General features: G+C 69.3%; 23 protein-coding genes. 11 read left to right on the top strand and 12 right to left on the bottom strand.

The features are described 5' to 3' along the window. Positions 1-56: 56 nt before the first annotated feature. Positions 57-1,115 carry an NAD(P)H-dependent amine dehydrogenase family protein gene (locus QSK17_RS29135; RefSeq protein WP_285708664.1) on the bottom strand — a complete coding sequence of 353 codons (1,059 nt, stop codon included), beginning with the start codon at positions 1,113-1,115 and terminating at the stop codon, positions 57-59. Between the two features lie 191 nt (positions 1,116-1,306). Between QSK17_RS29135 and QSK17_RS29130 the strand changes: the two genes are divergently transcribed. From QSK17_RS29130 to QSK17_RS29095, 8 genes are all read left to right on the top strand, one after another. Next, entirely contained in the window at positions 1,307-1,507 is a 201-nt protein-coding gene (locus QSK17_RS29130; RefSeq protein WP_285708663.1) for a hypothetical protein, read from the top strand. A 169-nt stretch (positions 1,508-1,676) separates the two neighbouring features. Further along, a complete protein-coding gene (locus tag QSK17_RS29125) occupies positions 1,677-2,573 on the top strand; it encodes an SDR family oxidoreductase (protein ID WP_285708662.1) in 897 nt (298 codons plus the stop codon). Between the two features lie 332 nt (positions 2,574-2,905). Then, entirely contained in the window at positions 2,906-4,078 is a 1,173-nt protein-coding gene (locus QSK17_RS29120) for an ROK family transcriptional regulator (RefSeq protein WP_285708704.1), read from the top strand. A 34-nt stretch (positions 4,079-4,112) separates the two neighbouring features. Further along, positions 4,113-5,669 carry a sugar ABC transporter ATP-binding protein gene (locus QSK17_RS29115; RefSeq protein ID WP_285708661.1) on the top strand — a complete coding sequence of 519 codons (1,557 nt, stop codon included), beginning with the start codon at positions 4,113-4,115 and terminating at the stop codon, positions 5,667-5,669. Then, complete coding sequence (locus tag QSK17_RS29110; RefSeq protein WP_285708659.1) at positions 5,662-6,648, top strand: ABC transporter permease; 987 nt, start codon at positions 5,662-5,664, stop codon at positions 6,646-6,648. Before QSK17_RS29115 ends, QSK17_RS29110 begins: the two co-directional genes overlap by 8 nt. 126 nt (positions 6,649-6,774) lie before the next feature. Continuing rightward, the gene (locus QSK17_RS29105) at positions 6,775-7,839 is read left to right on the top strand and encodes a substrate-binding domain-containing protein (RefSeq protein WP_285708657.1); all 1,065 of its coding nucleotides are present in this window, start codon (positions 6,775-6,777) and stop codon (positions 7,837-7,839) included. Next, positions 7,836-8,996 carry a Gfo/Idh/MocA family protein gene (locus QSK17_RS29100; protein ID WP_285708655.1) on the top strand — a complete coding sequence of 387 codons (1,161 nt, stop codon included), beginning with the start codon at positions 7,836-7,838 and terminating at the stop codon, positions 8,994-8,996. Before QSK17_RS29105 ends, QSK17_RS29100 begins: the two co-directional genes overlap by 4 nt. 93 nt (positions 8,997-9,089) lie before the next feature. Further along, positions 9,090-10,097 carry a sugar phosphate isomerase/epimerase family protein gene (locus QSK17_RS29095; protein WP_285708654.1) on the top strand — a complete coding sequence of 336 codons (1,008 nt, stop codon included), beginning with the start codon at positions 9,090-9,092 and terminating at the stop codon, positions 10,095-10,097. A 99-nt stretch (positions 10,098-10,196) separates the two neighbouring features. Here the strand turns inward: QSK17_RS29095 and QSK17_RS29090 are convergent, their stop codons facing one another. The 4 genes from QSK17_RS29090 to QSK17_RS29075 all read right to left on the bottom strand — a co-directional run bounded on the left by QSK17_RS29090 (position 10,197) and on the right by QSK17_RS29075 (position 12,992). Further along, the gene (locus QSK17_RS29090) at positions 10,197-11,045 is read right to left on the bottom strand and encodes a hypothetical protein (protein WP_285708653.1); all 849 of its coding nucleotides are present in this window, start codon (positions 11,043-11,045) and stop codon (positions 10,197-10,199) included. Between the two features lie 126 nt (positions 11,046-11,171). Further along, the gene (locus QSK17_RS29085; protein WP_285708652.1) at positions 11,172-12,257 is read right to left on the bottom strand and encodes a Zn-dependent alcohol dehydrogenase; all 1,086 of its coding nucleotides are present in this window, start codon (positions 12,255-12,257) and stop codon (positions 11,172-11,174) included. Positions 12,258-12,273: 16 nt separating this feature from the next. Then, positions 12,274-12,468 carry a ferredoxin gene (locus tag QSK17_RS29080; protein ID WP_285708651.1) on the bottom strand — a complete coding sequence of 65 codons (195 nt, stop codon included), beginning with the start codon at positions 12,466-12,468 and terminating at the stop codon, positions 12,274-12,276. 50 nt (positions 12,469-12,518) lie between these two features. Continuing rightward, complete coding sequence (locus QSK17_RS29075) at positions 12,519-12,992, bottom strand: pyridoxamine 5'-phosphate oxidase family protein (protein WP_285708650.1); 474 nt, start codon at positions 12,990-12,992, stop codon at positions 12,519-12,521. A gap of 152 nt (positions 12,993-13,144) precedes the next feature. Here QSK17_RS29075 and QSK17_RS29070 point away from each other — a divergent pair, with 152 nt between their 5' ends. Then, the gene (locus QSK17_RS29070; RefSeq protein WP_285708703.1) at positions 13,145-13,774 is read left to right on the top strand and encodes a class I SAM-dependent methyltransferase; all 630 of its coding nucleotides are present in this window, start codon (positions 13,145-13,147) and stop codon (positions 13,772-13,774) included. 30 nt (positions 13,775-13,804) lie between these two features. Here the strand turns inward: QSK17_RS29070 and QSK17_RS29065 are convergent, their stop codons facing one another. From QSK17_RS29065 to QSK17_RS29045, 5 genes are all read right to left on the bottom strand, one after another. Continuing rightward, positions 13,805-14,344 carry a GNAT family N-acetyltransferase gene (locus QSK17_RS29065; RefSeq protein ID WP_285708648.1) on the bottom strand — a complete coding sequence of 180 codons (540 nt, stop codon included), beginning with the start codon at positions 14,342-14,344 and terminating at the stop codon, positions 13,805-13,807. 277 nt (positions 14,345-14,621) lie between these two features. Further along, positions 14,622-15,047, bottom strand: a complete 426-nt coding sequence (locus QSK17_RS29060; RefSeq protein ID WP_285708647.1) for a hypothetical protein — start codon at positions 15,045-15,047, stop codon at positions 14,622-14,624. Between the two features lie 93 nt (positions 15,048-15,140). Beyond that, entirely contained in the window at positions 15,141-16,199 is a 1,059-nt protein-coding gene (locus tag QSK17_RS29055) for a glycoside hydrolase family 15 protein (protein WP_285708645.1), read from the bottom strand. Then, entirely contained in the window at positions 16,196-16,909 is a 714-nt protein-coding gene (locus QSK17_RS29050) for a class I SAM-dependent methyltransferase (protein WP_285708644.1), read from the bottom strand. Before QSK17_RS29050 ends, QSK17_RS29055 begins: the two co-directional genes overlap by 4 nt. Positions 16,910-16,999: 90 nt before the next feature. After that, on the bottom strand, positions 17,000-18,244 hold the full coding sequence (locus tag QSK17_RS29045; protein WP_285708643.1) for a glycosyltransferase family 4 protein: 1,245 nt from the start codon (positions 18,242-18,244) through the stop codon (positions 17,000-17,002). A 299-nt stretch (positions 18,245-18,543) separates the two neighbouring features. Here QSK17_RS29045 and QSK17_RS29040 point away from each other — a divergent pair, with 299 nt between their 5' ends. Next, positions 18,544-19,569, top strand: a complete 1,026-nt coding sequence (locus QSK17_RS29040; protein WP_285708642.1) for a GDP-mannose 4,6-dehydratase — start codon at positions 18,544-18,546, stop codon at positions 19,567-19,569. A 49-nt stretch (positions 19,570-19,618) separates the two neighbouring features. Here the strand turns inward: QSK17_RS29040 and QSK17_RS29035 are convergent, their stop codons facing one another. After that, positions 19,619-20,824, bottom strand: coding sequence for a cytochrome P450 (locus tag QSK17_RS29035; RefSeq protein ID WP_285708639.1), 1,206 nt, complete (start codon positions 20,822-20,824; stop codon positions 19,619-19,621). 444 nt (positions 20,825-21,268) lie between these two features. On the opposite strand from QSK17_RS29035, the gene QSK17_RS29030 reads away from it, so the two are divergent. Continuing rightward, positions 21,269-22,489 carry a C40 family peptidase gene (locus QSK17_RS29030; protein WP_285708638.1) on the top strand — a complete coding sequence of 407 codons (1,221 nt, stop codon included), beginning with the start codon at positions 21,269-21,271 and terminating at the stop codon, positions 22,487-22,489. Positions 22,490-22,511: 22 nt separating this feature from the next. On the opposite strand, the gene QSK17_RS29025 is transcribed toward QSK17_RS29030, so the two are convergent. Then, complete coding sequence (locus QSK17_RS29025) at positions 22,512-23,225, bottom strand: FadR/GntR family transcriptional regulator (protein ID WP_285708637.1); 714 nt, start codon at positions 23,223-23,225, stop codon at positions 22,512-22,514. Positions 23,226-23,351: the final 126 nt, after the last annotated feature.

Below are 23,351 nucleotides of genomic sequence, written 5' to 3'. Positions count from 1 at the left end.
CCTCGGTCGGGCCTCGGTCGGGCCTCGGTCGGGCCTCGGTCGGGCCTCGGTCGGGGTCAGGCGAGCCGGACCGTGCCGCGGCCGGTGGCGAGCGGCAAATCGAGGACCGTGCGGATCCCGGACGGCGCGGCGCACACGGACGCGATCGAGTTGACGGCGTGGGCCGCCGCCCCGGCCAGCCCGTGCTCCACCTCGTCGATCGCGACGGCTATGGTGGGGCGGCCCTGGATGTGGACGGCGAAGCCCGGTGCGGCCCAGCGCGACACCCGGGCGGCGTCCGCCTTGTAGACGCACTCGACCGTCATGAACGGCCGGCCTCTGACCAGGCCACTGAAGACCCACCGCGACGCGCAGACCGTGCCCGGGCGGACCACGCCGGCGGCGATCTCGAACTCGTCGGCGGCCAGCTCGTATTCGTCGGTCTCCTCGACCTCGTCGAGCTCCACGCCCAGCGCGTGCGCGACGAGCTGCACGCTCTCGGAGAACAGCGCCCGCTGGAAGGCGCGGAACGGCCGCACCGCGCCGGCGTAGTCCTTGGGCGCCTGGGTGAATCCGATCAGGTCGGCGACGATCTGCCGTGACGGGTGCCCGCGGAAGTCGGAGGACTCGCGCACGTAGATGTGGTCGAGGCGCCCGGACAGCCCGGTCAGCGCGAGCGGCAGCAGGTCGCTCATGAACCCGGGGTTGATGCCGGTTCCGTGCAGCGAGGTCCCGCCGGTGGCGCAGGCCGACTCCAGCCGGTCCACCAGGCCGGGGCCGTACGTCCGGGGGTAGACGAAACCGGTGGTGGTGATGACGTTCTTGCCGGAGGACAGCAGGGCGCAGATCGCCTCCACGTCGGTGGCCGGATCGCCGCCGAAGTAGGCGGCGGGGAGCGGCATGTGCAGCACGCAGTCGGCGTCGAGGGCGAGCACCCGGTCCACGTCGTCGGTGCACATGATCCCGGTGGAGCCGAGCCCGACCAGCTCACCGGCGTCGACCCCGACCTTGTCGGGGTCGTAGACGAGGACCCCGGCCAGCTCGAAGTCCGGCCTGCTGATCACATCGCGAAGCGCGTACCCTCCGACTGCGCCGGTAGCCCACTGGACCACGCGCAGCGGCCGGGATGGGGGCATCTGAGGCCTCCAGTCAGGTATGCCGTCAATCTACCCATGCCCGTGCGAGACCCAGGACTATAGCAGAAATCCCGGCATGCGATCACTATCCGCAGCGATGATCGTATGCTGAGCGGGCCGTCCGGGCCGGTCAGGGCGACGGCAGATCGCCGTACAGGGATCATGCAGGAGGCCCGGCGACCCTTGGCCGCGTGAAGCTCTCTCTCCGGCACTTCTCTCGTGGTGCGAAACGGCTCGTCATGGTGATCGTGGCGGCCCTCCTCACGCTGGGCGTCGCGGCTCAGGCGGCGAACGCCGCCATGGGATTCCCCGCGACCGCCGACCTGAACGGCCGTGCTGGCAAGTCCCTCACCGCCAGGGTCGTGAAGGTCGACATGTACCTGCAGGGGTAGGCGGTCAATGTCGTCTGTCAGGATCAGGGCGATTTTGCGTACGGATCCTCGATCTGGGACAAAACGGCCGAAGGTGTCTGGGTCCCCGCCCCGGCCCGCCTGTCCACCAGGCGAGCCGGGGTTATGGTGTGCGCAACCAGAATCTTGTTCTCTTTGAAGGGTGGACGCGATGTCCGTTCTCAGGTTCGACGGGAAGGTCGCCGTCGTCACCGGCGCGGGGCACGGGCTCGGCCGATCGCACGCGCTCCTGCTGGCCGAACGGGGGGCGAAGGTCGTCGTGAACGACCTCGGCGGCGCCCTGGACGGCACCGGCGCCTCCGCCGGTCCGGCCGCGGAGGTCGTCGACCTGATCACGAAGAACGGCGGGGAGGCGATCGCGAACGCCGACAGCGTCGCCACGCCCGAGGGCGCCGAAGCCGTGGTGCGGGCCGCCCTCGACGCCTTCGGCCGGGTGGACGTCGTCGTCAACAACGCGGGGATCCTGCGCGACAAGTCGTTCGGGAAGATGACCGTCGAGGAGTTCGACGCGGTCATCGCCGTGCACGTGCGCGGCTCGTTCCTGGTGAGCCGGGCCGTGTTCCCGCACATGAAGGAGCAGGGCTACGGCCGCATCGTCAACACCTCGTCGCCGTCCGGCCTTTTCGGCAACTTCGGCCAGGCCAACTACTCGACGGCCAAGATGGGCCTGGTCGGCCTGACCAAGACCCTCGGCATCGAGGGCGCCCGCGCCAACATCAAGGCCAACGCGATCGCGCCCATCGCCTGGACGAGGATGACCGAGACCCTCCTCCCGGCCGAGTTCGAGGCCAAGTTCACCGCCGAGCGGATCAGTCCCCTGGTCGCCTATCTGGCACACGAGAGCTGCGAGACCACCGGTGAGGTGTTCTCGGTCGGCGGCGGCCGGGTCGCCCGCGTATTCGTCGCCGAGGGGCCGGGGTGGCGGGACGACGCCGTCACCGTCGAGTCCGTCCGCGACAACTGGGAGGCCATCATGGCCGAGCAGCCCTATCTCCAGCCCACCACGCTGGGGCAGCAGGCCGGCGCCTCCTTGCAGGCCATGCTCTGATCCGTACGGGCATGCTCTGATCCGTACGGGCATGCTCTGATCCGTACGGGCATGCTCGGCACTCCGTTCCATTCGGGTCATGCGGCGATCCCGGTCATGCTCTGACATCCCTGCCGGTGGCTCGCCTGCCGGGGCCTGGTCACAGGGAGCGCACCGACGTCGATCAGGTGAGAAGCCTCGATGCCGGTGCGTTCGCTGTGCCGACGCATGTCCCGAACTTTTGCAGATTTCAGCGAAAGTCGGGCGCAGCGCATAAAAAAGGTCTTCACAGTTCCGCATAAGAGGGGTAAGTTCGCGCCATCTCACTCCGATGCGGAGGCTCCGTGAAGCGGATGCGGCCAGAAAACGCGCACCAGGCGATGCTGTTGCGGCTCCTGCGAGAGGGCGGCCGATCGCGGGCCGAGCTCGGCGACGCGGTGGACCTGTCCAGGTCCAAGCTCAACGTCGAGCTCGACCGGCTGATCGAGCTGGGCCTGGCCGAGCCCGACGGGCTCGCCGAGTCACGCGGAGGCAGGCGGTCCGGCAAGGTACGGCTGTCGCGCCGGACGCGGTTCGCCGGGATCGACATCGGCGCCACCTCGGTCGACGTCGCGGTCACCGACGGAGAGCTGAACGTCCTCGGGCATCTGAGCGAGCCGTGCGACATCCGCGAGGGCCCCGCCGCAGTGCTCGACCGGGCCACCGCCCTGCTGGGCAAGCTCCACGAGCAGGGCCTGTTCACCCAGCTCCACGGCGCGGGCATCGGCGTGCCGGGGCCGGTGAGCTTTCCCGAGGGCGTTCCCGTCGTCCCGCCGATCATGCCCGGGTGGGACCGCTACCCGGTCAGGGAGGCGGTCAGCGAGGAGCTCGGCTGCCCCGCGATGGTCGACAACGACGTGAACATCATGGCGCTCGGCGAGCTCCATGCCGGGCTGGCCCGGCAGGTCGGCGACTTCCTGCTTGTCAAGATCGGCACCGGCGTCGGCTGCGGCATCGTGGTGGACGGCAAGATCTACCGGGGCGTCTCCGGAAGCGCCGGCGACATCGGCCACATCAGGGTCGACGACGACGGTCCGATCTGCGCCTGCGGCAACTCCGGGTGCCTGGAGGCGTACTTCGGCGGCGCCGCGCTCGCTCGCGAGGCCACGGCCGTCGCCAAGGCGGGCGGCTCGCCGTACCTCGCCGAACGGCTGGCCGCGGCCGGAGGGCTGACAGCGCAGGACGTGGCGGCCGCGGCGACGCAGGGGGACGCCGCCGCGATCCAGATCATCCGCGACGGCGGGCGCCGGGTCGGCCAGGTCCTGGCCAGTCTGGTCAGCTTCTTCAACCCGGCGCTTGTCATCATCGCCGGAGGCGTGGCCCGCCTGGGACACGTGCTGCTCGCGGAGATCAGAAGCGTCGTCTACCGCAGGTCGCTGCCGCTGGCGACCGGCAACCTGCCCATCGTGCTCTCGGAACTCGGCGACACCGCCGGGATCGTCGGCGCGACCCGGCTCATCAGCGATCACGTCTACTCGGCCGCGTAACGCGTAACGCCACATCGCAGCAACTGGAGGCCTCATGCCGGCGTCACCCCCCGACACGGCACCCCTGCTCGCCATGCGGGGAATCGTCAAACGGTTCCCTGGCGTGCGGGCCCTGGACGGCGTCGACCTGGAGGTCAGGGCCGGCGAGGTGCACTGCCTGCTCGGCCAGAACGGCGCGGGCAAGTCCACCCTCATCAAGATCCTCTCGGGCGCGCACCAGCCGGACGAGGGCGAGGTGCTGCTGAACGGCGAGCCGGTACGGCTCGCCACCCCGACCGCGGCCATGAAACAGGGCATCGCGACCATCTACCAGGAGCTCGACCTGGTGGACGGGCTGTCCGTGGCCGAGAACATCCTCCTCGGCCATGAGCGGGCCTCCTTCGGGTTCACCCGGCGCGGAGAGACCAATCGGATCGCGGCGGACCTGCTCCGGCGGCTCGGTCACGGGGAGATCCCGCCGGCCACCGAGGTGGGACGGCTTCCTCCCGCCGCCAAGCAGATCGTCAGCATGGCCCGCGCGCTCTCGCACGACGCCCGCCTGATCGTCATGGACGAGCCCTCCGCCGCGCTCGCGCATGACGAGGTGGCCAACCTGTTCCGGATCATCCGCGAGATCACCGCCCAGGGCGTCGCGGTCGTCTACATCTCGCACCGTCTTGAGGAGATCCGCGAGATCGGCGACCGGGTCACCGTTCTCAAGGACGGCCGCACGGTCGCGGTCGGACTGCCCGCCACGACCCCGACCGGGCAGGTCGTCTCGCTGATGACCGGGCGCGACGTCGAGTACGTCTTCCCGCCGCGCCCGGCCGTGCCCGAGGAGCGGTCCGAGGAGCGGCCCGAGGAACGGCCCGAGGTCCTGCGGGTGGAGGGGCTGACCGTGCCGGGCGTCTTCGCCGACGTCTCCTTCTCCGTGCGGGCGGGGGAGATCGTCGGGCTGGCCGGTCTGGTCGGCTCCGGCCGGTCCGAGATCATCGAGGCCGTCTACGGCGCGCGCAGGGCGTCCGGCCGGGTCCTGCTCGACGGCCGCGCCGTACGCCCGGGCGACACGACCAGGTCCGTACGGCTCGGCATGGGCCTGGCCCCGGAGGAGCGGAAGGCGCAGGCCCTGCTGCTGGACCAGAGCGTGGCGCGCAACATCACGCTCGCCGGGCTGACCCGCTATTCGCGTTTCGGCTGGATGGACCGGCGCGGGGAGGCGGCCGAGGCTGCCCGGCTGATCGAGGCGCTGGACATCCGGCCGCCTGATCCGCGCCGGCCGGTCAAGACGCTGTCCGGCGGTAACCAGCAGAAGGCGGTGCTGGCCCGCTGGCTCGTCGAGGGCCGCAGGCTGCTGCTGCTCGACGAGCCCACCCGCGGCGTGGACGTGGGCGCCCGCGCCGAGCTGTACGCCGTCATCCGGCGGCTGGCCGACGACGGCGTGGCGGTCCTGCTGGTGTCCAGCGAGGTCCCCGAGGTGCTCGGGCTCGCGGACCGGGTGCTGGTCGTCCGCGAGGGCCGGATCGTGCACGAGGCTCCCGCCGTGGACCTCGACGAGCACCGCGTCCTCGACCTGGTCATGGTTTCGACGAACGAGGAGTCCCGCGTTGACTGAGGCGACCCCGACAAGCGTGGCGAAAAGGCCCTTCCTGGGGAAGATCGGGGAGGTGCCGCATCTCGGCCTCGTCGCCGCGCTCGTCCTCCTGGCGATCGTCGGCCTGGCGACCAGGCCGGAGAACTTCGCCACCTCCTCCAACCTGGTGAGCATCCTCGCGCTCGCCTCGACCATCGGCGTGATCACGGTCGGCATGACGTTCGTGATCATCGGAGGCGGCATCGACCTGTCCGTCGGCGCGGTCATGGCGCTGTCCTCCGTGTGGGCCACCACACTGGCCACCCAGTCGTACGGCCCGGCGGTCATGATCGTGTGCGCGCTGCTGGTCGGCACGGGGGCCGGGCTGGTGAACGGCTTCCTGATCTCCTATGGCCGGATGGTGCCGTTCATCGCCACCCTTGCCATGCTGGTGGCGGCGCGTGGCCTGGCCCAGCGCATGTCCAACCAGCGCACCCAGCTGGTCCAGCAGGCCAACAACGCCATCGTCGAGCTGTCCACCACCCGGGTGCTCGGGCTGCCGCTGCTCGTCTACGTCTTCGCCCTGGTGGTGGCGCTCGGCTGGATCCTGCTCAACCGGACCACGTTCGGCCGCAGGACCTACGCCGTCGGCGGCAACCCCGAAGCGGCCCGGCTGGCCGGCATCGACGTCCGGCGCCACACGATGCTGCTGTACGGGCTGTCCGGCCTGTGCTGCGGGATCGCGGCGGTCCTCATCATGGCCAGGACGACCACCGGCTCCTCCACCCACGGCGACCTTTACGAGCTGGACGCCATCGCCGCCGTCATCATCGGCGGCACCCTCCTCACCGGCGGCCGGGGGACCATCATCGGCTCGATCCTGGGCCTCCTGATCTTCACCGTGATCACCAACCTGTTCATCCTGAACGGGCTCAACACCAGTGACCAGCTCATCGCGAAAGGCCTGATCATCGTCGTCGCCGTGCTGATGCAGCGGCGCGGCGCACTCACCGGCACCTGACCCGTGGGGCCGTGAGCCCCACCAACGCATGCCGTAAGGGCCGGGAGACGACTCGCGGCCCCGGCCCCTCACGCCCTCGATCCCTCTCTTCACGCGGTTCGCCGCCCATCCGAACAGGGAGAGCACATGACCCAGAACACCGGTCGCCGGGGATTCCTCCTCGGCGGTGCCGTACTCGGCGCGGGAGCGCTCGTCTCCGCGTGCACGAGCAACGAGCCGGCCGCGCAGCCCAGCGCGGCGGCCGCGGCCCCCACGACCGCCGCCGCGGCGGGTGGCAACGACCAGCCCGGAACGCAGGTGACGATCGGATTCTCGGCCCCGGCCGCCGACCACGGCTGGATCGCGGCCATCGCCAAGAACGCCGAGGCCGCGGCGAAGCAGTACTCCGACGTGGTGTTCAAGCCGGTGGAGCCGACGAACGACATCAACCAGCAGATTTCCGCCGTGGAGTCCCTCATCCAGGCGAAGGTCGACGTCCTGGTGCTGCTGCCGAACGACGGGCAGCAGCTCAACCAGGTGGCCAGGCAGGCGATGGACGCCGGCATCCCGGTCGTCAACCTCGACCGCGTCTTCCCCGACAAGCTGTCGTACCGGACCTGGATCGGTGGCGACAACTACGGCATGGGCGTGGCCGCTGGGCATTACATCGGTAAGGCGCTCAAGGAGAAGGGGGTGTCCAACCCCGTGATCGTCGAGATCCAGGGCATCGCCACACTGCCGCTGACCCAGGACCGCAGCAAGGGCTTCGCCGACGCGCTCAAGGCGTACGGCTTCAGCGTCACGGCGAAGCAGGACGCGCAGTTCACCGTCGAGTCCGGCACCAAGGTGGCCAGCAACCTGCTGCAGGCGCACAAGAAGATCGACGCCATCTGGAACCACGATGACGATCAGGGCATCGGCGTGCTCGCCGCCATCAAGGAGGCGAACCGCAGCGAGTTCATCATGGTCGGCGGCGCCGGATCGGCGAATGCCATGCGCGAGATCCAGTCCGGGAGCAGCGTGCTCGCGGCCACGGTGACCTACAGCCCGACGATGGCGTCATCCGCGATCAAGCTGGCCCGGCTCATCGCCCAGGGCAAGGGCATGTCCGACCTGACCGAGAACGAGGTCCCGCAGTCGATCACCCTCGCGTCCGAGACCATCACCAAGGACAACGCCGCGACCTACCTCCCACTGGGGTTCGAATCGTGAAGCCGCTGATCGGGGTGGGCATGGTGGGCTACGCGTTCATGGGGCGCGTGCACTCCCAGGCCTGGCGGAATGTGACCGCGTTCTTCGACCTGCCGGTGGCGCCGTCGATGGCGGTGCTCTCCGGCCGGTCGGAGGACCGCGCCAGGGCGGCCGCGGCCGAGCTCGGCTGGGCCGCCGTCGAGACGGACTGGCGGGAGCTGGTCCGGCGGGACGACGTGCAGCTCGTGGACATCTGCACGCCCGGGGACACTCACGCGGAGATCGCGATCGCCGCGCTGGAGGCGGGCAAGCACGTGCTCTGCGAGAAGCCGCTCGCCAACACCGTGGCGGAGGCGGAGGCCATGGCCGCGGCGGCGTCGAAGGCGGCGGCGCGCGGCGTGCGGAGCATGGTCGCCTTCAACTACCGGCGGGTGCCGGCCGTCGCGCTGGCCAGGAGGCTCGTCGCCGAGGGACGCCTCGGAGAGATCCGGCACGTCCGCGCCCAGTACCTCCAGGACTGGATCGTGGACCCCGAGTTTCCCCTGGTGTGGCGGCTGCGGAAGGAGAAGGCAGGCTCCGGGGCGCTCGGAGACATCGGCGCGCACATCGTGGACACCGCCCAGTTCGTCACCGGCCAGGCGTTGACCGGCGTCTCCGCCCTCACCGAGACCTTCATCAAGGAGAGGCCGCTGGCCGAAGGCGCCAGCGGGCTCGCCGGCGGGAGCCGTACGGACGGGCGGGGACAGGTCACCGTGGACGACGCGGCGCTGTTCATCGGCAGGTTCGACGGCGGGGCGCTGGGGTCGTTCGAGGCCACCCGCTTCGCCACCGGACGCAAGAACGCCCTCCGCCTGGAGGTCAACGGCTCGCTGGGCAGCCTGGCGTTCGACTTCGAGGCCATGAACGAGTTGTGGTTCCACGACGAGACCGAGGCGGACGCGGGGTTCCGAAGGATCCTTGTCACCGAGCCCGGTCATCCGTACATGGAGGCGTGGTGGCCTCCGGGCCACGGCCTGGGCTACGAGCACACCTTCACGCACGAGGTGCGGGACTTCCTCGCGGCCGTCGCCGCCGGGACCGATCCGTCACCCTCGTTCGAGGACGGCCTGCGCGTGCAGCGCGTCCTGGCGGCCGTCGAGGAGAGCGCGGCGAACGCGTCCCGGTGGACGCCGCTGTGACCGCTTCTGACGTAACCGTTCCGCTGCCGCCGCTTCCGACATCCCCTGACATTCCCTGAAATCCCCAGAGATCCCGTACCGGGAGGAGCGCACATGACGCGACCGATCACGTTGTTCACCGGGCAGTGGGCCGATCTCCCCTTCGAGGAGGTGTGCCGGCTCGCCGCCGAATGGGGGTACGACGGCCTGGAGATCGCCTGCTGGGGCGACCACTTCGAGGTGGACAAGGCCCTCTCCGACGACACGTACGTGGACCGCAAACGCGAGATCCTCGCCAAGCACAACCTCGGCGTGTGGACCATCTCGAACCACCTGGTCGGGCAGGCCGTCTGCGACCACCCGATCGACGAGCGGCACAAGGCCATCCTGCCCGCGCGTCTGTGGGGTTCCGGAGACCCCGAGGAGGTACGGCGGCGCGCGGCCGAGGAGATGAAGGACACCGCGAGGGCGGCGGCGAAGCTCGGCGTCGAAACGGTGGTCGGGTTCACCGGGTCGTCCATCTGGCACACCGTGGCGATGTTCCCGCCGGTCCCGCCGTCGATGATCGAGGCGGGCTACCAGGACTTCGCCGACCGGTGGAACCCGATCCTGGACGTCTTCGACGAGGTGGGCGTGCGCTTCGCACACGAGGTGCATCCGAGCGAGATCGCCTACGACTATCACACGACGGTGCGCACCCTGGAGGCCGTCGGCCGCCGCGAGGCGTTCGGGCTGAACTGGGACCCCTCGCACATGGTGTGGCAGCAGGTCGATCCGGCCGGGTTCATCCTCGACTTCGCCGACCGGATCTACCATGTCGACTGCAAGGACACGAAGGTCCGCCTCGGCGACGGCCGCCGTGGCCGCCTGTCGTCCCACCTGCCCTGGGCGGACCTGCGGCGCGGCTGGGACTTCGTCTCGACCGGACGGGGCGACGTGCCGTGGGAGGAGTGCTTCCGCGCCCTGAACGCCATCGGCTACGACGGCCCGATCTCGATCGAGTGGGAGGACGCCGGCATGGACCGCCTCGCCGGCGCTCCGGAGTCCCTGGCGTACATCCGGAGGTTGAACGCCATCACCCCGCCGGAGGCGTCCTTCGACGCGGCCTTCTCGTCGGATTAGGCCCGTCGCCTGTTCTGGTGGCGCGGCCGCTCAGAGCAACCGGGGCGGGGGAGTCCTCCGGGACGAGTTCCGCCGCCCGGGCTCGACTGCCACGCAGGCTCAACGCCACGCCGCGATGACATCGTCCGCGCCCCAGACCAGGTCGGCGCCTTCCGCGCCGGACCGCACGCCCGACAACGAAACCACAGCGAGTCCGCTCGCCTCCGTGTCGAATCCGGGCACCTGCGCCGCGTCACGGCGGAGCGTCGCCAGATCATGCGCGTCGAACGGGGTACCCAGCCACTTGATGGAGCCCACGAAGGCGACCTGGCGGGCCACCGGGGCGCGGTCCGCGCCGACCAGATCGACTTCGGGAGCGAAGCGGCGATTCCACCAGCCGCCCACGGTTTCCACCTCGGGCCACGGCAACTCGCCGGACGCGGCGGCGATCGTCAGCGCGTCGCGTACGACGGGTTTCACCGCACGACCGCGAAGACTGGCCCAGCGTCGTTGCACCAACCGGAAGGCCAGGTCGGGACGGCCCCGGCGGGAGTGGTCCGCGGCGGCCCTCAGGACGCCCAGGTACATCCGCAGGTTGTGATCGGCGACCCGGTACAGAGCCGGTTTGCCTGGCTGGGTGGACAGCGGTTGATCTACGGACAGTACCTGCTTCTCCTCCGCCAGTCTGCGGAGGAGAGGGGAGAGCGAGCCGGATTTCAGCGGGCCTTCGCGCCCGCCCGCCGTCGCTGCGATGGTGGCCGTGGTCCTGTCGCCGCTGCCGATCGCTTCGAGCACCCGGCGTGCCTGGTCGGGTGCCGGAAACTCGGAGAGCAGCACGGATTCAGGAACGCCGAACAAAGGGGATGCCGGATCCGCGCACTCTTCGCGGATGAAGTCGAGCGCAGGGGTGGCCGGCGGCCACGCCCGCAGGATTCCGGGAAGACCGCCGCTGGTGAGATAGGCGTCCACCGCGTCACTTCCAGCCAGGTCGACGGCATCGGCTGTCTCGGTCGGATTGAGACCAATCTCCTGAATCCACCAGGCCCGCCCCGAGCCCCGGCGGTCTCTGGGCGGGCCTGTCCGTTGCTTGTGGACTCAGTCCATGATGACGATCTGGCGGAGGACCTCGCCGTTCTTGAGCGCCGTGACCGCGTCGTTGAGGTCAGACAGCTTGATCCTGGCGCTGATCATGCTCTCCAGGTCGAGCTTGCCCGCCTTGTAGAGGCCGGCGAAGAACGGGAAGTCGCGCCGCACGTCCGAGCCGCCGTAGAGCGAGCTGAGGATGTTCTTGCCCTCGAAGAGCAGGTTGAACGCGGTGAGCGGCACCGTGTCGTCCATGGCGCCCGCGCCGACGATGACGACGTCGCCGCCGCGGCGCGTGGCCTGCCAGGCGGTCATGATCGCGGCGGATTTGCCGACCACCTCGAAGCCGTAGTCGAAGCCCTGGCCGCCGGTGAGCGTGGCCATGGCGTCCATGAGCTGGTCGGGCGTGATCGCGTGCGTCGCGCCGACCTTCTTGGCCAGCTCGTGCTTGGACTCCAGCGGGTCGATCGCGAGGATCGTGGTCGCCCCGGACACCCGGGCGCCCTGGATCACCGAGAGGCCCACGCCGCCGCAGCCGACGACCGCGACGGTGGAGCCCGGCCGTACCTTCGCGGTGTTGAGTACCGCGCCGACGCCGGTGGTGATGCCGCAGCCGATCAGCGCGGCGGCCTCGTACGGCACGTCCGGATCGACCTTGATCGCCCCCTGCCACGGGACGACGATCTCCTCGGCCCAGGTGCCGCAGCCGGCCATGCCGAATGCCGGGGTGTCACCGCCGTAGCGGAAGCGGGCGTCCGTAAAGCTCTTCATCACGAACGTCATGCACAGGTGCGGCTGGCCGGCGACGCAGTTCGGGCAGTCGCCGCAGGCGGGCGTCCAGTTGATGATCACGTGGTCGCCCGGCTGGACGGAGGTCACGTGGTCGCCGACCTCGACGACCTCTCCCGCGCCCTCGTGTCCGGGGATCACGGGAAGCGGCATCGGCAGCACGCCGGAGAGCACCGACAGGTCGGAGTGGCAGACACCGGTCGCCTTGATCCTCACGCGGACGTCCGTGGGGCCGACCGGAGCCAGCGTGAAGTCGTCACGGATGTCGAGCTTGTCGTCGCCGACCGCGTGCAGCAGAGCTCCGCGCATTTGACCTCCTGGGGGGTTACTCGTCTTCGAGCGATAGAGCGGCTTTGGGGCAGGAACGGACCGCATGCCGTACGCGGGCGAGCATCTCCGCCGGGGGCTCGGGCAGCACGACGTGCAGCTGGTCGTCGTCGTCGAGCTCGAAGACCTCGGGGGCCAGGCCGGTGCATACGGCGTTGGCCTCGCACACCAGCTCGTCGACCTTGATCTTCAACGTGATTCTCCTTGGGTGGGGCCGCTTCTCCGGTGAGCTCGTATGGGCTTTCAGGAGCTCTGTCCCGGGACGGCGGCGAGCTTTCGGTGGTCCCAGGAGACCACACGGGTCGGCTCGACGATGTAGCCGACGCGCTTGCGGCCGGTGTGCTCGACGTACGCCCGGAGCGGTTCGACGTCGTCCATCCGGGTCATGCGCCGGGTGACCTCCATCCCGATGTCGAGGACGCCCGCGGGGTCGTCGACGCGCTTGGCCATGCCGTACAGCATGACGCCGCGCAGCTCGGAGTACTCGTCGCCGTCCTCGATCAGGCAGGTGACCCGGGAGTCGCGTTCGATGTTGCGTGTCTTCTGGGCCTTGCCGTACGTCCAGAACGCGATCTTCCCGTCGGCGAGCCCGTAGAACATCGTCACCATGTGCGGAGTGCCGTCGGGGTTGATGGTGCCGAGCTGGAGCTTGCGGGCGTCGCCGAGAAGCCCCGCGATCTCCTCGTCGGACATCGCGATCTGGGAGCGCAGGTTCACGTTGCAAAGTAGAACACGTTCCATCATGCCGGACAAGGGGACAGTGGAACCTTGTTCGGGTTGTTGTGGGCTAGGCTCCGTCCCTTGCAGGCGACAGCCGTACGAGAAGGACCGACCATGCTGAAGGTGACCGACCGGTGAACACCGTCACGATGCCCGCGGATCTGCGGTACGCGGCCGAACGGGCCAAGGGGTTCATGCCGCCGGAGGAGGGCATGGCCCTCTTCGAACTCGCCCGCGCGTACGGCTCGCGCGGCCCGATCTGCGAGATCGGCACGTACTGCGGCAAGTCGGCGATCTACCTCGGAGCAGGCGCCCGGGCGGCGGGCTCGGTCGTCTTCACGGTGGACCACCACCGCGGCTCGGAGGAGATCCAGCCGGGCTGGGCCCATCACGACCCCACCCTGATGGACCCGTGCTTCGGGAAGATGGACTCGCTGCCGTTCTTCCGGCGGGCCATCGCCGCCGCCGGTCTGGAAGACGAGGTCATCGCCGTGGTGGGCGCCTCCGAGACCGTCGCCCGGCACTGGAACACGCCGCTGGCCCTGCTCTTCATCGACGGCGGGCACTCCGAGGAGCCGGTGACCAGGGACTACGAGGGGTGGGCTCCACATGTGATCGACGGCGGCGCGCTGGTCTTCCACGACATCTATCCGGATCCGGCGGACGGAGGGCAGGCGCCGTACCGCGTCTATCTCCGGGCCATCGCCTCGGGGGCCTTCACCGAGGTCCGTGCCGAGGGCTCCCTGCGCGTCCTCGAACGTACCGGGCCGGGCATCTAGCACTCTGACCGCCGACCCCAGCGGAGAACGTTAGATCCTCGCACTACGGGCGATGCGGTACAGCACGTTCGGACGCAGCGGCCCTTCGGGCTCGGTGGGGTCGTCGAAGTCGTCGGCCGGGTCCCGGGTCATGCCGATCCGGCGCATCACCGCCTGGGAACGAAGGTTGGTGGCCGTTGTGACAGCGAGGATCTCAGGAAGCTCAAGAGCGTCAAAGCCGTGGGCCAGGACTGTCAGCGCAGCCTCGGTAGCGTAGCCCTGGCCCCAGGCCGAGCGGGCGAGCCGCCAGCCGATCTCCACTCCTGTGAACGGCATGTAGTCGTCCACTTCATCCAAGCCTGCGAAGCCGATGAACTCGCCCGTGGCCTCCACCTCAACCGCCCACCACCCGTAGCCTCGCTGGTCGAACTCCGCCTGAAATTGCGACACGGAGGCATCGCTCTGTTCGCGGGTAAGCAGGTCGCCCAAGTGCTCCCGGACTTCGGGATCGGCATTCATCGCCGCCCACGGTTCAAGGTCGGAGTCACGCCATCGGCGCATGATGAGGCGATCGGTACGCAGTTCAGCCATGCTGCCCAGCCAACATGAGCTCTGGTCCCGGGGCAACCACTTTTTCTTCTGCGTGATACCGCCACCCAGAAACACAGATCGCTCCCAGGGTGAACGAAGCGACCACCGACCCGGCGAACCTATGCGGTCAGAGCACTAGCCATAGCCAGAGGCCCCGTCACCCACAAGACGCCTGGCCTCTGAACGCTCCCCGGAAACGCCGCCTCCGGATCGTCTTGAACGATCCGGCGGTTGGGTTCGTCATGGCGGCCCGGCGGTTGCCGGTGCAGGTCGTGTTTCAGGTGTCGAGCAGGTCGCGTGCCGATTCCACGGTGACGGCGGCTCGGATCCACGCGTCGAGCTGGGCGAGGTCGGTGCAGGCGTTTATCTCGGCGCGTACGTCCTCCGGTACGTCGAGACCACGTGCGGAGAGCACCGCGAAGATCGATTCAGCCATGCCCTCGGCCACGTTGTTGCGGGCCCACTCACTGAGGTATTTGCGGGTTTCGGTCTGCATGAGATTCTCCAGGTGCTCCCAGATCTTGAGGGGCAGCGCCGCGCGTACCATGTCAGCGTATAGGGCGCCCCGTTGGGGATCGAGCTTGTGCACTGCGGTGAGCAGGGCGTTCAGGATGTCAGGGGCCTCCGGCGTGTACGCGTGGGTGATCACTGACAGGACGGCGAGTTCGGGATCCTCGGCGGCCTCCAATGGGCTGAGGATCATGGGGACGTCGGTCGGCCCGGCGACGAGCGGGCTGGTATCCCGGCTTTGGGTCGGAGCCCCCGATCGAAGCCTTCGCTCCGGGCACCGATGGATCTAGGCGCGGGCGTGCTCGCAGCCGCAGTCGCCGGTGATGCGGACGTCGTCCACGCCGGCGTCGCGGAAGATCGAGGCCCCCGCCGTGGCTCCGGACAGCGCGTCGGCCGCGAGGATCACCGCGGCCGCCGTGTAGGCGGAGCGCTCGTGCGGGAAGTGCTTCTCGTTCACGAACTGCCAGCCCGTCCAGTACGAGCCGTCCTCGTGGCGCAGGTGCTGCATGTCCGCGAAGACGCGCAGGGCCCGCTCCCGGTCGCCCATCGCGTCCAGGGTCAGCACCAACTCGCAGGACTCCGCGCCGGTCACCCAGGGCTGGTCGGAGACACAGCGGACGCCGAGCCCGGGGACGACGAAGGTGTCCCACTCCTCCTCGACGCGCTTTTCGCCCGCGGTCCCGCGTACGGCACCGCCGAGGACGGGGTAGTACCAGTCCATCGAGAAACGGCTCTTGTCGGCGAACGCCTCGGGGTGGGCGGCGAGCACGTGTCCGAGCCGGTCGGCGGCCAGTTCCCAGTCGGGCTGCGGATCGCCGAGCCGCTCACCGAGCAGGACACCGCTGCGCAGCCCCTGATAGATCGACGCGGAACCGGTGAGCAGCGCGTACGCCGCGGGAGCGCCCTGTGCGTCGCGTTCCCAGACGATCTCGCCGCGGGTGGTCTGCAACCCGACGACGAAGTCGAGCGCTCTGGCGACCATCGGCCACATGGAGGCGGCGAAGTCCTCGTCGCCGGTCACGAGCAGGTCGTGCCAGACCCCGACGGCGACGTAGGCGGCGTGGTTGGACTCGCCGCCCTTCTCGACCGCTTCGCCGCCGGCCACCTTCATCGGCCACGAGCCGTCCTCGCGCTGATATCTGACGAGCCAGTCGTACCCCCGGCGGGCCTCCTCGCGGAGTCCGGCCACGGTCATGGCCATCAGGCATTCGACGTGGTTCCACGCGTCGATGTGGCCCTCCGGCCACGGCACGCCGCCCTCGTCGTCCTGGACCGCCGCGATGCTCCTCGCGGTGGCCACCACCTGATCCGCTGCTATCGCTCCGGGGACCGCCGGGACGCTCATACGGGCTTCCGGACGTAGACGACCACGCTCTTGCCGATCAGAGGGTTGAGCAGGGTCTCCGCGATCCGGGTGGCGGCGGGACGCTTCATGATGTCCCACACCAGGAGTTCGTGGTACGCCTTGGCCAGCGGATGGTCGTCGTCGTTCACGCCCACCGCACACTTGATCCACCAGTACGGCGCGTGCAGGCCGTGCGCGTGGTGGTGGGAGCCGACTTCCAGGCCGGACGCCTTCAGCTTGGCCTTGAGCTCAGCCAGCGTGTAGATCCGGATGTGCCCGCCGGGGGCGGTGTGGTAGTCCTCGGACAGCGCCCAGCAGATGCGTTCTGGCAGGAAGCTCGGCACCGTGATCGCGGCTCGCCCGCCCGGCTTGAGGACGCGGACGATCTCCCGCATGGCCGCCATGTCGTCGGGGATGTGCTCCAGCACCTCGGCCGCGATCACCCGGTCGAAGGACGCGTCGGGGAACGGCATGGCGAGCGCGTCGCCGACCACGGTCTCGCCGGAGGCCCCCGGAGGGATCTGGCCCTCCTTGTCCATGGCGGCGAACATCGCGGCGACGCCTTCCAGCTCGGCCGCGTCCATGTCGAACGCCACCACATCGGCACCCCGGCGCAGCACCTCGAAGGCGTGCCGGCCGCCGCCGGCGCCGAGATCGAGAACGCGGTCGCCAGGCCCGACGGGAAGCCGTTCGAAGTCGACGGTCAGCACTCCTGCCTACCTTTCATGATCATGCGGATTGCTTCCGGTCCGGCTTCGTGACGCGCGCGGGCACCAGGGCGCCGGTGCCACGGCGTGATCTCACGAGGCGATGGCCGTACGGGCGGCGATGGCCTCGCGGTAGGCGTCGACGGTGCGCTGGGCGACCACCGGCCACGCGTAGCGCTCCATCACGCGGTCGTAGCCCTTGCGGCCGACCTCCGCGCGCTCCTCCGGCGAGTCGAACAGGCGGCGCAGGACGGCGGCCAGCTCCTCCGGGTCGCCGGGAGCGACCTGGATGGCGGCGTCCCCGACGACCTCGGGCAGCGCGCCAGTCCTGGAGGCGACGAGGGGCGTGCCGGACGCCATGTGCTCCACCGCGGGGAGCGAGAAGCCCTCGTACAGCGAGGGCACGACCGAGACCTCCGACGTGGCGATCAGCTCGGCCAGTTCCTCGTCCGAGATGCCGTGGACGAACCGGACCCGGTCGTGCAGGGAGAGCTCGGCGACCAGCTTCTCCGTCGGCCCGCCGGGGGTGGGCTTGCTGACGACGGTCAGGTTGACGTCGCGCTCGGTGGCGAGCTTGGCGACCGCGCGCAACAGGGTCGCGACGCCCTTCATAGGGGAGTCGGCGCTCGCCACGGCCACGATCGAGCCGGGCCGCTTCGGCAGGTGGGGGCGGGGGTGGAAGAAGCGGGTGTCCACGCCGAGCGGGATCAGCCGCATGTTGGACTGCGGCACGTTGAAGTCGCGGTGGATGTCCGCGAGGGACGACTCGCTGACGGTGAGGATCGGGCTGAGCCGGGGGGCGACGATGCTCTGCATACGGACGAATCCGTACCAGCGGCGCATGGAGAGCTTCTTCCAGCCTTTGGCGGCCTCCAGTTCGATGCGCCGGTCCACGCTGATCGGGTGGTGGATGGTGCCGACCACGGGGAAGAGCTTCTGGATCCCCAGCAGGCCGTACCCGAGGGTCTGGTTGTCCTGGACGACGTCGAAGTCGCCCTGGCGCTTCTTGAGCTCGCGATAGGCCCGCAGGCTGAAGGTGAGCGGCTCGGGGAAGCCGGCCGTCCACATCGTGGCGACTTCGAGCGCGTCGATCCAGTCGCGGTACTCGCCGAGCTTCGGCGTGCGGAACGGGTCGGCGTCGTCGTAGAGGTCGAGGCTCGGGACCTTGTTGAGGATGACGCCTTCGTCGAGCTCTGGGTACGGCTGGCCGGAGAAGACCTCCACATGATGGCCGAGCGCGACCAGTTCACGGCTGATGTGGCGTAGGTACACCCCCTGCCCGCCACAGGTGGGCTTGCTGCGATAGGACAGCAGCGCGACTCGCAGCCTCTCCGCCAAGGGGCACCCCTCTCCAGTTGTGCCCCCCTTGGGGCTGCCATAAAGATGACCTTAGCTGCGGACCCTACCATTTGGGATACCGAGGTGAAATTGGTCTCTTTTCCGGCGTTCACATGGCCCGAACTGGGAAGTTAGCTTACCCGAATCTGGTTCGGTGGAACATGTTCTAGTAGGTTCTCCGTGTCGCGACTGCGCTCAGATCGGACCAGAGGGGTACATTCGCCTCTCATAGCTGCTTACACCGCTATCTCATGCGGACTTCGGAGAATTCGGGTGCCCCCCGATGCGAGGAGGATCCCTTGGCCAGGCGTGCGCTGATCACTGGCATCACCGGCCAGGACGGCTCGTATCTCGCCGAACACCTGCTGGGTGAGGGATACGAGGTCTGGGGGCTGGTGCGCGGCCAGGCGAACCCCCGGGTCTCCCGGGTGCGCAAGTTGCTCCAGGATGTCCAGCTCGTCCGGGGCGACCTGCTGGACCAGGGGTCGCTGATCTCCGCCGTGGAGAAGGTCCAGCCCGACGAGGTGTACAACCTGGGCGCGATCTCGTTCGTCCCGATGTCGTGGGAGCAGGCGGAGCTCACCGCCGAGGTCACCGGAATGGGTGTGCTCCGCATGCTGGAGGCGATCCGGGTCTGTTCCGGGATCACCGCCGCCCGCGGCGCCGGTTCCGGCCAGATCCGCTTTTATCAGGCTTCGTCCTCAGAGATGTTCGGCCAGGTGCGGGAGACCCCGCAGAACGAGCGCACGCCGTTCCATCCCCGGTCCCCGTACGGCGTGGCCAAGGCGTACGGGCACTTCCTCACCCAGAACTACCGCGAGTCGTACGGCATGTACGCCGTGTCCGGCATCCTGTTCAACCATGAGTCGCCGAGGCGCGGAGCCGAGTTCGTCACCCGCAAGGTGAGCCTCGGCGTCGCCCGGATCAAGCTGGGCCTCGCCTCCGAGCTGCGGCTCGGCAACCTGGAGGCGCGGCGCGACTGGGGCTTCGCCGGTGACTACGCCCGGGCCATGCATCTGATGCTCCAGGCCGCCGAGCCGGAGGACTACGTGATCGGCACCGGCCGGACGCAGTCCGTACGGGAGCTGGTCGAGGCCGCCTTCGGCGCGGCCGGCCTGGACTGGGAGCGGCACGTCGTCTGCGATCAGGCCCTGCACCGGCCGGCGGAGGTGGACCTGCTCTGCGCCGATCCGAAGAAGGCCAGGGCGCAGCTCGGATGGGAGCCGACGGTCTCGTTCGAGGAACTCGTCGCCATGATGGTCGAGGCCGACCTCAATCTCCTCGCCGGAGGCGGCGACCCCGACCAGGACTCCTCCTGGCCGTAGATCCCGGCGCTCCTCCGCTTTCCTGACGTTCGGAGCGCCGGGCCCGGTGTCAGCGGAGGGAGATGGGGAGCGACTTGATGCCGTTGATGAAGTTGGACCTGAGTCGCCTGGCCTCGCCCGCCTGACTGATCTTCGGGAAGCGCTCGGACAGGACCTCGAAGAGGACCCTGAGCTCCAGCTTGGCCAGGTGGTTGCCGAGGCAGAAGTGCGCTCCGCCGCCGCCGAAGCCGATCTGCGGGTTGGGATCCCGGCCGATGTCGAAGACCTCCGGATCGGCGAAGACGTCGGCGTCACGGTTCGCCGAGGCGTAGAAGATCACCACCTTGTCGCCTTCGGCGATCTTCTGCCCGCGGATCTCCGTGTCGGTGGTGGCCGTACGGCGGAAGAGGTTCACGGGGGACACCCAGCGGACGATCTCGTCGGCGGCCGGCCGGGCCAGCGCGCGGTCCGCCACCAGGCGGGCCCACTGCTCCGGATGCTGAAAGAACGCGAGCATCCCGCCGGTCGCCGCGTTACGGGTGGTCTCGTTGCCCGCGACGATGAGCAGCAGGACGAACAGGTTGAACTCGTCCTCGGTCAGCACCTCGCCGCCGTCGGTCGGCTGGATGAGCTTGGTGACGATGTCGTCGCGCGGATCCTCCCTGCGGGCCGCGGCCAGGGTCCCGGCGTAGGCGTAGACCTCGGCCGCCGCGGCCTGGCCCTCCTCCGGCGTGGTCGCGTAGTCCGGGTCCTCGCTCCCGATCAGCCGGTTGGACCACTCGAAGATCTTGTCCCGGTCCTCGACCGGCGCGCCGAGGAGCTCGCAGATCACGTACAGCGGCAACGGCGCGGAGACGTCGGTGACGAAGTCCAGGTCGGGCTTGCCCTCGGCCTCGTCGATCAGCCGGTGGCAGATGCCGCGGATGTGTTCTTCGAGCAAGGAGATCACCCGGGGCGTGAAGCCGCGGTTGACGAGGGAGCGCCTCCGGGTGTGCTCCGGCGGGTCCTGGTTGAGCATCATCATCCGCTGCAGTTCCCGTTCCTCCTCGGGCAGCTCGTTGAAGAGCGACAGGCGACGTGACGAGGAGAAGAGATCGGAGTGCCGGGAGACGTGCACGACGTCCTCGTGCTTGGTCACCGCCCAGAAGCCCGGCCAGCCGAGCTCGGCGTCGCCCTCGTGCCAGAACACCGGGGCGTTGTCCCGCAGCCATTTGAGCTGCTCGTGCGGCACACCGTGCCGCGCGTAGTAGTCCTGGTCGACGACATTGATTTGCACAGGAGTCACCTACTGGGGAGATGTGGCCGGGGAGGTCGGGGTCGTGTACGGCAGATGCGGTCGCCTCGTGCTCGTGCCGAGGCGTTCTTTCAATCAAGCGCTTGGCAGATGTTCTTTCTGGAACGTGTTCTATTACGAGGCGTCCGGCCCGTCAAGGACGGGGCCGAACCGGGAGCGGCGGAACGACCGGCATCTCCCATGATCGGGCGGACCCTCGACAGGCGCATCGAGATCGGCATTCCCCGATTCCGCCGCCACGACCCCGATCGTGTCGCTCGGTGGTTACCCGTTCTGGAGAGGGGGCGATCCGGATCGCGAGGGTGATCCGGATCACGAGCTTGTCCACACGCTGACGCTTATCCCCAGAACCGCTTTCGGTCACTTACCGCCGGGCCGCCGACTCAGATGCTGGGCCTCGATTTCGATCGGACTCAGGAGGAGCGCGTGATCCCCATCATGCTCGCCGTCAAGCTTGGCACCGCGGCCATGGCCGGAGTGACGATCATCGGCCCCACGACGGGTGTCCCCAGGGGCTCGGCGTTCGATGCGACGGCCCCGAGCTCCTGCGCCGCGCCGCCCGAGCGGCCTCCCCGGTCGCCGGGTGACGTTCGGTCGCCGGGCGATTCCAGCCGCCGAGCGCCCTACGGCTCCGGCCGCTCCCGACAGGGGCCGCACTGGACGGCCGGAGAGCAGTGGCGGCGATCGGCTCTGCCGGAGCCGTCCGGGGCGAGATGGGAAGAGCGGTGGCGGGCAAGCCTGAAAAAGTGGCTGGGAGCTTTGCGAGCCCGCTCGTGGGCCTTCCCGCTGCCCGGCGGCGCCTTCTGGTCCCGAGAGGCGTTCGTGTCCGCGCACTGGGACGCGCTCCTCGCGGCCCGCCTCGACAGGTTCGAGACATGCCTCCATGTCGTGGACTGGCCCTCAGCCGGTGCCGGCGACGGGGTGCCGGAGCCCGGTACGCGAGACGCGGACGCGCAGACATCGGATGGCCGGGCACCGGACGCCCGCACCCTGTACGGGGAGTTCCCGGCGTCGGGAAGTCTGGACGCCGGGATCCCGGACACACAGGCACTGGACATACAGGCGCCGGACATACAGGCGCCGGACATACAGGCGCCGGACACACGGGCGCCGGATACGCAGACATCTGATGCGTGGAGCCCGGCTTCGGGGGAGGCGGCCCCGGCCGAGACGCGGAGTGCTCCGGCCATGCAGGCGACCGAGACGCGGGGTGCTCCGGCCGTGCAGGTGACCGAGGTCCGGGGTGAGTTGGCGGTCAAGGCGGCGGAGAGCTGGCTCGGCACGCCGTACACCTGGGGCGGCGGGGCGGCCGGTGGGCCCAGCAGGGGAGTCGGCAGGGGAGCGGCACGGGTCGGCTTCGACTGCTCCGGTCTGGTGATGGCGGCCTGGGCGAAGGCCGGGGTCGGCCTCGGCCACTACACGGGCACCCAGTTCCGCCAGGGCCGCCGGGTGACTCTCGGCGACTTACGTCCGGGTGACCTCATGTTCTTCGGCGGCACCGGCGGCGTCCCCACGCACGTAGGGATGTACGCCGGGGGCGGGATGATGATCCACGCCCCGAAGACGGGCGACGTGGTCAAGAAGGTGGACGTGCTGGGCTCCCACCACTACATGACGGCCTTTCGCGGAGCGGTCCGGCCGGGCTGACCGTCAGGGGAGCGACCAAATGTCAAAGGGCTTTGCGGAGCCACTCCTCCACACCGGCCACATGGACGGTCGCCCAGGCCCTGGCCAGCTCCGGCTGCCGGCCCGCGATCGCCTCGTAGATGGCGACATGCTGCTCGCGCGTCTTGCCGAGAGCCCCCTCCTGAGTGAGGCCGCGCCACACCCGAGCCCGGGTGGTCGGGCCGGACAGGCTCTCGATCAAGGAACACAGGACGGCGTTCCCCGCCCCGGCCGCGATGTGCTGGTGGAACTCCAGGTCGTTGGCGACGAGCTGCTCGATGCTGGGGTCGTCCGGAAGCGACTCGAGGATCTCGCGAAGCCCCTTGATGTCACCCTCCGACATGTTGGTCGCCGCCATGGCGGTCGCGGCAGGTTCCAGGATGCGCCGCACCTCGAGGAACTGCAGGACGGTGTCGTCCCGATGGAAGTCGACCACGAAGGACATGGCGTCGAGCAACAGATTCGGCTGGAGGCTGGTGACGTACGTGCCGTCGCCCTGCCGAACATCCAGGACGTTGATGAGCGACAGCGCCCGAACGGCCTCGCGCAACGAGTTGCGCGACAGCCCGAGCCGCTCCGCGAGGTCAGCCTCCTTGGGGAGCCGATCACCGGGAGCGAGCTCGCCCGAGATGATCATCTCTTTGATTCTGTCAATCGCCGCGTCGGTGACCGCCACGCCACGCACCCCACCAGAGCCCCAGCGCGGGCTCCTAGACATCGGATGTCTACCAGTCTATGGCTCACGACTTCGACCGCACGCCCAGCCCCGTCGGCGTGGAGGGCCCGCCGCCGGCGGCCGACCCTGTCCCAGCGGTCCCGATCCGGCTCTGAGAGTCGGATCGGG

Origin of the sequence: Microtetraspora sp. NBRC 16547, from assembly GCF_030268965.1 — a bacterium.
Lineage (GTDB): Bacteria > Actinomycetota > Actinomycetes > Streptosporangiales > Streptosporangiaceae > Microtetraspora.
Note: the sequence above shows the minus strand (reverse complement) of the source record. Positions and strands in the feature narration are given on the sequence as shown.